The sequence below is a fragment of the Opitutus sp. sgz309028 genome, from assembly GCF_059821195.1.
The window spans coordinates 558,893-571,758 of record NZ_JCAMRR010000001.1 but is presented as its reverse complement, the minus strand read 5'-3'; the positions used below and the strand labels follow the sequence as shown (position 1 = coordinate 571,758).

7 protein-coding genes are annotated in these 12,866 nt (G+C 66.3%); 2 read left to right on the top strand and 5 right to left on the bottom strand.

What is annotated here, in order from left to right; all coding sequences use genetic code 11:
* Window positions 1-23: 23 nt before the first annotated feature.
* The 4 genes from AC6RV7_RS02045 to AC6RV7_RS02030 form a co-directional block, all read right to left on the bottom strand.
* Complete coding sequence (locus AC6RV7_RS02045) at window positions 24-1,580, bottom strand: carboxylesterase/lipase family protein (RefSeq protein ID WP_500092231.1); 1,557 nt, start codon at window positions 1,578-1,580, stop codon at window positions 24-26.
* Window positions 1,581-1,596: 16 nt separating this feature from the next.
* A complete protein-coding gene (locus tag AC6RV7_RS02040; RefSeq protein WP_500092230.1) occupies window positions 1,597-2,469 on the bottom strand; it encodes a sialate O-acetylesterase in 873 nt (290 codons plus the stop codon).
* A 271-nt stretch (window positions 2,470-2,740) separates the two neighbouring features.
* Window positions 2,741-5,110 carry an alpha/beta fold hydrolase gene (locus AC6RV7_RS02035; protein WP_500092229.1) on the bottom strand — a complete coding sequence of 790 codons (2,370 nt, stop codon included), beginning with the start codon at window positions 5,108-5,110 and terminating at the stop codon, window positions 2,741-2,743.
* Window positions 5,111-5,132: 22 nt separating this feature from the next.
* On the bottom strand, window positions 5,133-6,374 hold the full coding sequence (locus tag AC6RV7_RS02030; RefSeq protein ID WP_500092228.1) for a XylR family transcriptional regulator: 1,242 nt from the start codon (window positions 6,372-6,374) through the stop codon (window positions 5,133-5,135).
* 478 nt (window positions 6,375-6,852) lie between these two features.
* Here AC6RV7_RS02030 and AC6RV7_RS02025 point away from each other — a divergent pair, with 478 nt between their 5' ends.
* Window positions 6,853-9,801, top strand: a complete 2,949-nt coding sequence (locus AC6RV7_RS02025; protein ID WP_500092227.1) for a sensor histidine kinase — start codon at window positions 6,853-6,855, stop codon at window positions 9,799-9,801.
* Window positions 9,794-10,423 (top strand): response regulator, encoded by a 630-nt coding sequence (locus tag AC6RV7_RS02020; RefSeq protein WP_500092226.1) that lies wholly within the window; start codon window positions 9,794-9,796, stop codon window positions 10,421-10,423. Before AC6RV7_RS02025 ends, AC6RV7_RS02020 begins: the two co-directional genes overlap by 8 nt.
* Before the next feature lie 20 nt (window positions 10,424-10,443).
* Here AC6RV7_RS02020 and AC6RV7_RS02015 read toward each other — a convergent pair whose 3' ends face one another.
* Complete coding sequence (locus tag AC6RV7_RS02015; RefSeq protein ID WP_500092225.1) at window positions 10,444-12,855, bottom strand: hypothetical protein; 2,412 nt, start codon at window positions 12,853-12,855, stop codon at window positions 10,444-10,446.
* Between the last annotated feature and the right edge of the window lie 11 nt (window positions 12,856-12,866).

The following is a 12,866-nucleotide window of genomic DNA, read 5'->3' as shown; positions in this document are numbered from 1 at the left end:
GATGATCGGAGAATGCAGAGAGGTTATTGGGCCCAGGCCTCGCCTTCGGGCGTGCGGCGCCACGCGAAGTAAGCGTCGAGCACCTCGAGCGAAGCGGCGCTTGGGACGGAGCCGGGTTTGGCTTCGTCGTGGAACCACATCACGCGGCGGTCGCGATCGGTGAACGCGGGCCAGGCCGGCACGCCCGGGCCGTTGGGGTCGCCGCGCTTGGCAAAATTCGTCCAGTAGGTCGCAACCGTTTCCGAGATCGCGAAATCCCCCGGCGTGAGATTCTTGTCTGCTCGGTCGAGGGTTTGGAACACATACGGCACGTCGACGCCGTGCGGCATGCCGTGATCGGCGGCGGCGGAATCCGCGGCGCGCGTCGGATGTTGGTCGAAATAATAATGGAAAACCTTCGAGCGGCCCGTGCGGGATTGCAGCCGCGCCCAGCTCCACGTGTGCCAGCCGAAGGCGGCGTCGCGCATGAGATCGCGTGCGGTCTTCGGCACGCGGTCGGTGCCGGCCGGATAGGCGGCAAGGAGTTTGTCCGCGAACGGGCCGTAACGCAGGCGGGTATTGGCGATGAACTCGTCGGGCGTCTTCTCTCGCGAGAAACTCAGACCCTCGTCGGAATTGTAGCCCACGAGGATCGCCACGTCGTTGTAGCGACCGGCTTCGTAGAGTTTGTATTGGTCGTCCGGAATCACCCAGCCGTCGATGATCGGCCACGCGGCGCCGCTGCCCCAGCCGGCGGGAAGTTTCCCCGGCGGCAGCGCGCGCAGCGCGGCGAGGGAAGGCGCGCCGGCTTTTTGCGTGAAGGCGACGCCGGATTGCTCGGCCGCCGCGAGACGACGCATGTTCTCGCCGGGATAGGTCGTGGGACGCGGCGGGCCGAACGAGCCGCCGCTTTGCGAAATCGCGCCGTGAAACAGACCGCGCGCGAGCGGCGAGGCGCAGAGCATGCTCACCGAGATGCCGCCGGCGGATTCGCCGAAGATCGTCACGCGTGACGGATCGCCGCCAAACGCGGCGATGTTGTTCTGCACCCAGCGGAGTCCTGCGATCTGGTCGAGGAGGCCGTAGTTGCCGGAGACGTGCTGCGGCGATTCGGCGCTCAACTCCGGATGCGCGAGAAACCCGAGCGGGCCCACGCGGTAGTTGATCGTGACCAGCACGACGCCCTTACGCGCGAGGTGTTCGCCGTTGTGCACGGGCGTCGACGTGGAACCGAACGAGAAACCGCCGCCGTAGATCCACACGAGCACCGGTAGGTGCTCGTTGGCGGCGCGCGCGGGCGTCCAGATGTTGAGATAAAGGCAGTCCTCGCTGACGTTGCCTTGGCCGTCGCCCTGATACGGATCGGGCGCGAAACGCGTGGTCTCGCGCACGCCGCTCCACGGCGTCGCCGGTTGCGGCGGACGCCAGCGAAGATCGCCGGTGGGCGGTGCGGCGAACGGAACGCCGCGGTAAACGGTGAGATCGTTTTCACGCACGCCCTGGACGAGGCCGAACTCGGTTTTCACCGGTTCGGGCGCGGCGCTTTCGGCGCCGAAGGTGACCAGCGCGGAGAATAACAACAGCAGGGAGGATCTGATCATGAGAGGCGGGGTGGCGTCAGGGTTGAGCGAGCAGCGGCAGCATCGTCTCGGCGTAGCGGCGGCCGAGCTCGCGATAGCCAGCGGGGGTGAAATGAAGGTGATCCGGCCGCGCCTCGCAACCGGCGGAAGATACCACATGCGCGGTAGGAATCAGCTTCGGCAGATTGTCGATGATCGCGTTCATGCTCGCACATGCTCCTTGCTGGTCGGCGGCCACGAGCTCGCCGACGAGAAGCGGCACATCCTGCGCCTGCAGGTTCAGGTCGCGCAGGAGATTCTCGTAGATGGTTTTGACCTTCCGCGGCCAATCGGGGTCGTTGGCGTTGGATTCGCCCTGGTGCAGCAGGATGCCCTTGATCACGCCGTCGGCCTGCGCGCGCCGCGCCAGCGCGACGAGATGCCGGTAGGGACTTCCCTGATACGCGGCGAGAATGCCTTTCATCCAATCCGGCGCGGTCGCGGCGTAGGCTTCGCGCGTGTGTTCGTCGAATACCTCGATCTTCGCGCCGGCGACGGCAACGTTGACGACGCCGATGCGCACCTGGGCGGGGAGGCGCGCGATGAGCGTGCGTCCGAAATAGTCGGCGGGGCTGAGACCGCAGTTCGGCCGGCAGAGGGGCGGGACAGCGGTAGACCACTGGCCCTGCTGGCGATGCAGCTCTGGGAAATCCACTGCGGCGAGGACTTGGAACCGCGGATCGGCAAATGCCTTTTCCTCCTCGGGAATGCCCGGAAACCCTTCCATGTTCGACTGGCCGAAGCAGAGGAAGATGTGGAAATTCGGATCGCGCGCGAATGCAGAACCGGCGAGCACAAGCAGCGCGACGGCGAAAAGGCTTCGCCGACGATGCGACCGGCCGCGTGCCGCGGCGGAGCGTGAAGGATTCATAGAGCGATGACGGCGCGCAGCGTGGGAGGCGCGGGCGCGTCGGGGTGCAGAAAGGTTGCGCGAAAAATGACGCGCCGAGAATCCGCCGGTTCCTTGACGGTTATGCGCGCGGCGGCGGTGCGGCGGCGTGCGCGGTGCTGAGCGCGTTCCGGCGGCTCTCCATTGTAGGGCGAGGTCGCCTGACCCCGCCGGGCCGGCGGCATTCGCGGCGTTGCGGCGGGGTCGGGAGACCCCGCCCTACACGGGCGATCCGCGGGAGCGGACATGATGTCTAGAGCGCCTTTTCCAAGCGCTGCGCCAACTCTTCGGTCTTGCTCAGGTGGACGACGTGATCGCCGGTCATGATTTCGGTGTCCCAATCGCGGGCCTTCGCACGTTCATAAAAACGGAAGAAGCCATCCTGTTCGGCGGATTTGCCCGGATCGACCGTCAGGATGTAGGTCGTCGGCAGGCGGCGCGCTTCGTCCTGATGCGCGAGCTCGATCGGTTGCGTGAAGGTCTTCTCCGATTGCGGCACGACGTGCGGCGGCGGTTTGCCGGTCTGGTCGCCGAGCGGGATGAAGCCATTCGTCGAGCGGCGGGGGCCGCGGTTGCCACCCATCGCGGCCTGCGCGCTTTCGCCGTTTTCCGGCACGAACGCATCGAGGTAAATCAGACGCTTGATCCGATTCGCGAGGCGGTCGGCCACGCCGGTCACGACCATGCCGCCGTAGCTGTGACCGACCAGCACGATGTCGTGCAGGTCTTCCCATTCGATGAGATTGACGACGTCCTGGATGTGCAGCGCGAGATCGACGTCGGGCGTCGCGAGGTGGAAGCGTTCGCCCTGCCCGGTGAGCGTCGGCCGGTAAACTTTGTGGCCGTGGGCTTCGAGGGCTTCGGCGAGTTTCTTGTGTTCCCAACCGCCGGCCCACGCGCCGTGGACGATGACGAACGTTTCCTTGCCGTTGGTCGCGGCGGCGGACGCCGAAGGCGCGGACGATGCGCGGTCGAAACGCGCGTGCACGCCGACCGTGGCGCCCACGAAACCGCCCGCGACCGCGGTGGTGAGGAGCTTGGCGTCGGCGTTGTCGACGAGCGTCTGCCAGTTGCCCGGCGTCGGCGCGTAAGCGAAACGGCAGGTCGCATCGTTCGCTTCGACGCGCAACGCGATCGGACCGCTCGATTCGAGCCGGCGCGAGGCGACGATCTCCGGCGCGCCGCCGGCGAGTTTCTCGAGATTGATCACGACGCCGTCGGCTTCGCGTTTTACGGCGAGGAAGTAGTGGAAACGTTCGCCTTGAAACACCGCGAGGCCGGCGGAGACGCCCGGTGTTTCGGGAATGGCGAGCGACGTCGACGCGGTGAACTGCGCGTGCTGCACGCGGCGCGCGAGGAAGCTCGGGTTGCCTTTGTCCCAGAGCGGTTCGGCGCGCGGTGTGAGGGAAAGCTGGCCGGCGGCGGTGTCCGTTTTCCACCAGGTTTCCTGCGGCGTGCGCAACATGATCCACAATGGCGAGAGCGCGCCGGAGAAATCGTCGCGCCACGTGAAGCTGCCGTTCAGGTAGGACGGCGCATCGCTCACGCGGGCGCCAGCGGGCGTGCGGGCGACGAGCGGGACGCGTTCGCCGGGGGGAAGAATGCGCGGCCAGCCGTCTTTGGGCCAGGTGACCGGGAGGAGAAACGTCTCGCGTCCCATCGGCGAATGGCGTCCGTCATACGGGCGCACGCCCAGAAAAACCGCCCACCAGTTCTTGTCGGGGCCGACGACCAGATCGGCGTGGCCGGTGGACGTGACGGAATTGGGCACGCGGCCGTCGAGATCGCGCTGCGTGAGAATCGGATTCTGATCCCAAGGAGCGTAGGGCCCGTCGACGTGGCGGCTGCGGTGAATGACTTGCGAGTGGTTCACGCTCGTGCCGCCCTCGGCGCAACAGAGATAATACCAGCCGTCGCGCTTGTAGATGTGCGGTCCTTCGATCCAGACGGGCTTCTTGGAGATATCCACGCCGCCGTTCACGAGCACCTTGCGCGGACCGATCATGCGGCGCGCACCAGGATCGAACTCCTGGATCCAGATCGCGCGGTGACCATCGTAGAGTGGCGGACCCTCGGGCGCGCCGTTGTTGATCATCCAGGCTCGACCATCGTCGTCGAAGAAGATCGAAGGATCGATGCCCTCGAAATCCAGCCACGTCGGATCGGACCACGGACCTGCGGGATTCGTGGCGGTGACAACGAAGTTGCCGCCGGCGTCGACCATCGTGCACACGACATAAAACGTGCCGTTGTGATGACTGATCGCCGGCGCGAAGATGCCGCGCGAAACGCCGAGCCCGGCGTAGGGAAGTTGTTGCGGGCGATCGATCACGTGGCCGATCTGCTGCCAGTTCACCAAGTCCCGGCTGTGGAAAATCGGGATGCCGGGAAAATAGGCGAAGGTGGAATTGATGAGGTAATAGTCGTCGCCCACCTGGCAGATGCTCGGGTCCGGATAAAACCCGGTGAGGATCGGCGTGCGGAACTCCCCGGCGGCGGGGCTCGGTCCGGTGTCTTGACCGGAATACTCGAACCAGTCGAAAGCGACCGGTGCGGTGCGAGCCGGGGCGAATGGGACGATGCTGAGCATCGCCACTAGGTGCAGGAAGCGGAGCGATTTCATACAGAAAGTGGAAACGATCGGGTCAGGCCGACAGGGCGGCCCGACGCGCGGGGTGGAGGGCCGCGACTGACGCGGCGCGAAGGTGTTTCCCGGGAGCGTCCGCGCGCGCGTCCGGCTCCGCGGTCTCGCGATGCGAGCTCGGCGAAGTTCCAAAATACCGGCGGAAGGTGCGGAAGAACGTGCCGGCGCCGGGAATGCCGACCAGCGCGGCGATCTCGGAACTCTTCGCACGTGGATGCGCCTTGAGCAGACGCGAGGCTTCACGCATCCGGATGGCGATGATGTAGTCGTTGATCGTGCCGCCGGTCTCGTCGCGGAAACTGCGTTCGAGATTGCGCCGCGAAATGCCAACGGCGTCCGCGACCTTGCAGACGGTCAGCATCGGATCCGGATAATGTTCCGCGATGTAGCTCAGAGCCCGTGCGACGCGCGGATCGTTGACGGCGACGATGTCGGTGCTCACGCGCGTGACGATCCCGCGCGGCGGCACGCGCACGAGTTCCGGCCGGATGTCGGGATCGCCCATCAGCCGCTCGAGCAAGGCCGCCGCCTGATAGCCGAGCTCCTCCATGTTGTCGTCCACGCTGGAGAGTGGCACGGGGGACGTCTGGGCGACGATCGAATTGCCGACGCCGAGCACCGCGATGTCCTCCGGCAGGCGGAGTCCGGCATCGCGGCAGGCGTCGACCAGATTTGTCGCGACGCAATCGTTGAACGCGAACACCGCCGTCGGCCGCGGGAGGCGCAGCAGCTCGGCGGTGAGAAGGCGCCGGTGTTCGGTCCAGTTGCCCTGCCAGTAGGGACCGATGCGCGTGTGCAGCGCCGGCAGGAGACGGCAGCCGCAGCCGTGTTCGGCGAGACGCGACTGGAAGGCCGCGAGCCGGTCGCGATTGGCGGCGTCGTTGAGAAAAGGCGCCCACGCGAAACTCCGGTGGGCGCGCTGCAGCAGATGATCCGCGGCCAGCCGGCCGATCGCCGCGTGGTCCGTTTCGACGCGGGGAAAGGTTTCGCCGTCGCCGGTGCAGACCACGCACGGCACGCCGGTGGCCCGCAGGTGCGCCAGCAGGTCAGGCTGGTAGGGCAGCATTGCGAGAGCGCCGCTGCCGGTCCAGCCACGCGGCAGCGAACCGGTGAACAGCATGTCCATCACGAGATGCCAGTCGTGTTCGCGGGCGAAACGTTCGACGCCCCGGAGGCATTCGTAGGGCGCTACGGAGCCGGCAATGAGCACCTTGTGCCTGGAACCTGTCAGCAACCGGACCATGGCTCAGCGCGCGGGACGTTGGCCGTGGTCGCGGTGCGTGCCGGGGCGGAGCAGGCGGATAGGGGCGACGCGGTGGGGCTGGCTCATCGGGGGTGGAAGGGAATCGGGCGCGGGGGGAGCGGCCCGAACGGCTGATCGCAGCGTGCGCATCACGCAACCGCGAGGCGCCGGCGGCAACCCGGCATTGGAGGTAGGCAGAACTATTGCCCGGGTAATAGCCGGTCCGGAGCGACGCGCGGTTTCGGTCCGCGGGTGGCGAATGGGCTTTACCTGCGCGGAGACGGCGCTTCACGTTGCGGGGCTGCTTTCAAGAGCGCACCAGATGCTTTCGGAGATTGGAAACAGAGAGGGGCGGGTGTCGCCGGCAGGCTCATCGCGACGGGCTCGGTTCGTCGCCGGGTGGAGCGGCTGTATCCTGGCGGTGGGGCTGGCGTGTGCGCCGACGCCTGCGGCGGCCGAGGTTTCGCCGGTGCGCGGGATGCCCTACATCCGTTCGTATTCGCTGGGCGACATCGGGGCGGTGCCGCGCGGCTCGCGGCTGGGGTTCGATCGCTTCGGCCGGCTCGCGGTGATTCACGACGCGGTGTATTCGGTTCTCAATGACACCGCCTGGTTGAATATCGCGGAACAGGGCGGGAAGGATCAGGTGGCGATGATCAATGTCGTGCCGGCGCCCGACGGCCGCTCGTATTACGGCGCGCGCGGCTCCTGGGGTTATGTCGAGAGCGGCAAGGACGGACGGCTGCATCCCGTGTCGCTGACGCCAGCGACCCCGCCGGCGTGGGTGGCCACCGCCACGTTCGACCATCTGCTCGTGACGAAACGCGGCATCTTCTTCGCGAGCTGGAATGGCATCGCCTATTGGGATTTCGCCGGCAAACGCAGCTTCCTATTGGAAGTGCCGCGGCTTTCACGGCTGTTCCGCGTCGGAGATCAGGCTTATATCTCCGCTTATGATGAGCCGCTGCGCTACGTGGATGTGGACGCCGGGGCGATGCGATTGGCGGCAGGCACGGAGCTGGACCGGACGGTCGTGGAGCTCTCGACGCCTCTCGACGAGACGCGCAGCCTCGTCGCGCTCGTCGGCGGCGGATTGATGGTGTTCGACGGAAAAACCGTGTCGCCGTGGCCCAAGCTCGAACCCGATGTCATTCGTGGTCCGGTCTCGATTCTGCAGCAACTGGTCGACGGCCGCATCGCGATCGGAGTGACGGGCCAGGGTGTTTTGCTCTTTTCGAAGGAGGGCGAAGTGCTGATGGCGCTGACCACGTCGCAATATCATAACATCGCCGCGCTGGCCAATCGCGAGCCGGGGGTGCTCTGGGTGGAGACCGAAGACTCGATCGAGAAAATATTGTATGGCAGCCCGCTGTCCGCCTTTGGACAACGGTTGGGTTTGCCGGTGGTCTGGCCGATCGTCGCCGTGTGGAACGACCGCATCATGGTGGTCTCGAACGGACGCCTGTTCAGCGCGGTGCCCGGCAGCCGCGGCGCGCCGACCTCCTTTGAAGTGTGGCCCGCGCAGCCGCCGGGCGGGGCATGGGCCCTGGCTGCGTGGGGATCGCGGATGCTCGTCGGCAACGGGGACGAACTGTTTGCGGTCGAGCCGGACGGCGTCCTGCGACCCGTCCGTTCGGTGCGCAATCTCGCGCACCTAGTGATGACCGACGAGAACCATTGCTACGTGATCGGCCCGTCGGAGATCGCACTCCTCGAGTGGCGCGACGGGGAATGGACCGAGGTGGTGCCTCGCATTCCGGGCGCCCCGAACCCGCGCATCGTGCATCGCGTCGGCGATTCCGTCTGGATGGAGATGGGTGGCGGCGGCGTGGCGCGGCTGTGGCATCACGACGGCCGGCTGCAACTGGAGGTGATCCCGAACGAGTCGTGGACCAAGGGCTCGTGGGTCAACATCGGATCGGTCGACGACATCGTGATGTTGAGCGCGTTGGAGGAGGAGCCGCACCGGTTCTACGATCAAAAAACCGGCACGTGGTGCGACGCTCTGGAACTGCAGCAGTTGCTCGACCGTTCGCCATATTGGATCACGCGGCTCCAGCGCGACGAGAACGGCGTGATCTGGGCGTCGCACAACGAGGGCCTCGTGCGTTTCGCGCCCGGCGAAAACGGCTATGAAATGGACGCCACCAGTTTCGATCTGGTGAACGACCGTTATCCGGTCGTGCGCATCCTCCCCGGCAACGAAGTCTGGGTCCTGGCGGAACGGTCCCTGTATCATATCGAGCGGTCCTGGTCCGCGCCGTCGCCGCGGTCGCGCCGGCCCACGCTGGTCTCCATCGTGGATCTGCAGCGCAACGAGGAACTGCTGGCGTCCGACGCCGCCGCCACGCCGCGGCGCCTGGAGTTTGCGCAGAACAGCCTCAGCTTTCGCTTCTACTCGGGGACGGACGCGTGGCGGCGGTCTCCGGAATATGAATACCGCCTCGGCGAGCACGAGCCGTGGGCGCCGCTCGACAGTTCGCTGCTCAGCTTTCGCCGGCTCCGCGAAGGCGCTTACCGGCTGCAGGTCAGGACGGTCGCCGCCCAGGGCGATTCGTCCGAGCCGTCGACTTTCGAGTTCGAAATCCTGCCGCCCTGGCATCGCACCTGGCCCGCCTACCTGCTGATGGGAGGCGCCGGGCTGCTCGTCCTTGCCGGTGTGACGCGGTGGTCCAGTTATCTGGAACGTCGGCGCAACCGGGATCTCGAGGCCCTCGTGAAGACGCGCACTCGCGACCTCGAAACCACGATGACGAAGCTCGGCGAGGAAACCCGCCGGGCCGCGACGCTGGCCGAGCGCAACCGTCTGGCCAACGAGATCCACGACAGCGTGCAGCAGGGTTTGACCGGAGCGATGTTGCAGCTCGACACGACGCTCAAGCTGCCGGCGGTCGGCGGCGACATTCGTTCGCGGCTCAACGTGGTCCGCAACATGATCTCCTACTCGCGGCAGGAAGTGCAGCATGCGGTCTGGGACATGGAGTCGCCGTTGCTCGAGGGCACCGAACTGGGCGACGCGTTGCGCAATCTCACGACGTTCATCAACGACGAGGAGGTGACGATCGACGTCGACGTGGAGGGCGAGCCCGTCGCGCTGGGGCGGACCGCCAATCACAACCTGCTGCGCATCGCCCAGGAAGCCACGACCAACGCTCTGCGCCATGCGCAGGCGCATCGGATTTCGATCCGGCTCGGCTATGCCGGGGCCGCGGTGACATTGACGATCGCGGACGATGGAGTCGGTTTCCTGCCGAACGAGGTGCTGCGCGAGCGCACGGGGCATCTCGGTCTGCGGGGAATCCGCACGCGCGTGAAGCGACTCAAAGGAACGCTCGCCATCGATAGCGTGCCGGGACAGGGAACCACGATCCGCATCGAGGTGCCGCTGCGCGAAGCCGCTCCCGAACCCCTTTCCGCTGATGAATGACACGAAGAAAATCAAGATCCTGCTCGTCGATGACCACATGGCCATTCGCATGGGGCTCATGACGGCGATCAACGATGCCCTCGACATGGAGGTGGTCGGCGACGTCGAGGACGGGCAGGAGGCGATTTCCGCCTATCGCCGGCACCAGCCCGACGTGGTCGTGCTCGACCTGCGCATGCAAGGTATGAGCGGCGTGGATACGATTCGGGCGCTCCGTGAGGAGTTCGGCGCGGTTCGCGTGCTCGTCTACAGCAACTATGCCAAAGGCGAGGAGGTTTATCAGGCGGTCAAATCCGGCGCCGCGGGTTTCGTGGTCAAGGAAATGGCGCTCGACCGGCTGCTGGAGGCGATTCGTCTCGTGCACGCCGGCGAGCAATACATCCCGCCACAGGTCGCGGCCAAGATCGCGGAGCGGCTCCTGGCGCGGTTGTCGCCGCGCGAGATGGAGGTGCTGAAGCTGCTGGCAAAGGGCCTCAGCAACAAGGAAATCGCCGCGCGACTCGGCCTCGTCGTCGGGACGATCAAGATCTACGTGGCGAACATCTTCAGCAAACTCGGCGTGTCCGACCGCACCCAGGCGCTGGTCGTCGCGGTGAAGCGCGGGATCATCGATCTGGAGTAAAAGGGGCGCGCTCGCCGCGTTCAGCGTGAGTCGCCCTTCGGCTCGGCGGGCCGATATTCCGCACCGAGCGCGGCGAGGAGCGAGGTCAGGTTTTTGTCGGCGAAATGAAGCTCGTAGGCGTGGGCGAGGGTGCTCAGCCGGTAGGCTTGCAGTGGCGTGAGCTCGAGCAGGTCGGCCGCGGTGGCGGTGTCCAAACACGCCTCGATCTCGGTTCGCGCGAGCTCGCGTTGACGACCGAGGGCGAGCGCGATCGCGCGTTGCACGCGACGGTCCCACAACGGCGGCGTGCGTCCGTCGCGGACATCTCCCGCGAGGCGGGCGAGCTCGCGTTCGAAGTCGGTCGTTTGTCGCGCCTCCGCGCCAACGAACGCGCGGGCGATCGCGGCATTCGGGTCGTCGCGATACGCCTTCATCAACACGCGCGCGACCATCGCCGCGGGTTCGGGGCGTTCCATTTCCACGAAGTATTCCGCAAGCCGGCTGAGCATCAGCGGCTCATCCTGCAGCGGGGTGACTTTGAACACCGCGAGCTTTTGCCCGACGTAAACCGGCGCCGGCGGCAGCCGGTAGGGGATCGGTCGCAAATACCCTGGATACGTCCAGCGATCGAGCCGGTCAAAGAGCGTGTCGCGGCCCGACTCGAGCGGTTTTTGCACAAACAACGGGAGAACTTTGTCCCACGAGGGCAGGATCAGGTGCGTGATCTCGTGTCCTTGCAGCACCGCTTCCGCCTCCGTGGATTCCAGCGAGCTGAGGATCCGGCGCGCGGCGAGCTGGCCCGGATAGGATTCCCAAGCCGTCGACATCAACACGTGTCCACCGCCGTGAAACACGATCGAGTCCGACAACTCGGGTGGGGCGAGCGCGGCGATCTTTTCACCGGGCGTGTGCGACGCGAGCCAGTGCGAGAAATGACGATACAGAAGCGCCTCGACGTCTGCAGCGCTCGGTTCGGTGTCGACGCCCGGTCGCGCGAGCGTCGCCGGCAGCGAGCGTGACCACAGCGCGAGCGTGAGTAGAAACAAGCCCGCCGCCGTTGCCGCGATGCGGCGATAAACCGGCGCATCGCGAACGATTCCTGCGACCAGCGGCCACGCGAGGAGGGTGGCGACCACGCCCCAGCGAACGCGAAAAAGCGCCAGCAGCAGCACGCCGGCGAAGATGACCGTCGCAGAAATCAGCTGGCGTCGCGGGATATCGGCAGAGAAACGAAGCCGCCGCCAACCGAGTGCGAGCGCTGCGCTGGCCGCGACGATGGGCGCCGTCAGCGACGCGATCTCCACGAAACTTGCCTGAGCGATCCAGTCGAACGCCGTCGCAAACGCCCTGGATTCGTCGAGCGACGTGATGCGACGCATCCAGACGCTGGGGTAAAGCCAGCCCAGGAAATCGTTTCGCACCTGCGCGTAGCCGAGAGCGGACAACAGCACCGCCGCGACAAGCAGCAGGAGGAATGTGCGTTTACGCTCCGGGTTTTTGGCACGAAGCCGGTGGACACCCTCGAGCGCGAAACCCAAGCCCAGCCACGCGAGCGCATACAGCGGATGGACGTAACGGAGTTCGCCGGCCGCGAGCGACCAAGGCGTGCGATCCACGAGCCAGGCCGCAAACGTCAGTCCCGCTCCGATCAGCGACCAGCGAAGAAAAGGCGCGGACGCCGTCGCGGGCCGGCGGACAAATCCGCTCGCGGCGGTGGCCAGCACGGCCGGAAAACCCCAGGCCGGATCCAGCCAGAGAGCGGCGCTCGTGGCGAGAGCGGCACCCAGGCCGAACGCAGGATCGCGGCGGTCATCTTCCTGATTCGCCGTGAACCCGCGAGCGATCGCGTAAGCAGCCAAAAACATGGCCCACGTCCGCGCGGTGAGCGCACCGGGCAGGAATTGACCGGCGATCGATGGCAGAAGCGCGAAGGCGAGCGCGCTCGCGGCGCCGCTCGCCCAGCCGAATCGCCTGACCATGAAGACGCTCGATCCGACCAGCATCAGCAGATGCGAGAGAAGCGGCTCCCACAGCGCCGCCTGTTCGACCGCGATCGGCAGCGGTGCGCCGGTGAATCCGTGGATCCCCCACGCGACCGCCGTCAACCACGCCGCGTATAACTTCGGCAGCAATTGCGGGCGGCCGGACGGGATCGTGTCGCCGTCGTAAATGCGGGCGCCGAGGAAGCCGGTGTCCATCAGCTCCTGCGTGACGGCGATCCAGCGATAGGTTTCTCCGCGCTCGTGCTTGCCGATGAAATGCCGCTGACCCAGTGCGTAACCGGTGGGCGAATACGCGTCGCGTGCCGGCGGCGGGCTGCCCTGCGCGGAGAGGTCCGAGACCCACCGGAGTTGCGCCAGATCGGCCTGCAGCAGGAGAAATAACGCAAGCGCGAAGACAGGACTCCACCAAAGCGCACGTCGGTCGGTCCGGAGGTTCTTCAAGAGATTCATGCGATCGCTTA

Bases quoted from the DNA above. Each gene is read 5' to 3' on its own strand.
- AC6RV7_RS02045 (WP_500092231.1), bottom strand. From the start codon at position 1,580: ATGATCAGATCCTCCCTGCTGTTGTTATTCTCCGCGCTGGTCACCTTC.
- AC6RV7_RS02015 (WP_500092225.1), bottom strand. From the start codon at position 12,855: ATGAATCTCTTGAAGAACCTCCGGACCGACCGACGTGCGCTTTGGTGG.
- AC6RV7_RS02030 (WP_500092228.1), bottom strand. From the start codon at position 6,374: ATGGTCCGGTTGCTGACAGGTTCCAGGCACAAGGTGCTCATTGCCGGC.
- AC6RV7_RS02025 (WP_500092227.1), top strand. From the start codon at position 6,853: ATGCCCTACATCCGTTCGTATTCGCTGGGCGACATCGGGGCGGTGCCG.
- AC6RV7_RS02020 (WP_500092226.1), top strand. From the start codon at position 9,794: ATGAATGACACGAAGAAAATCAAGATCCTGCTCGTCGATGACCACATG.
- AC6RV7_RS02040 (WP_500092230.1), bottom strand. From the start codon at position 2,469: ATGAATCCTTCACGCTCCGCCGCGGCACGCGGCCGGTCGCATCGTCGG.
- AC6RV7_RS02035 (WP_500092229.1), bottom strand. From the start codon at position 5,110: ATGAAATCGCTCCGCTTCCTGCACCTAGTGGCGATGCTCAGCATCGTC.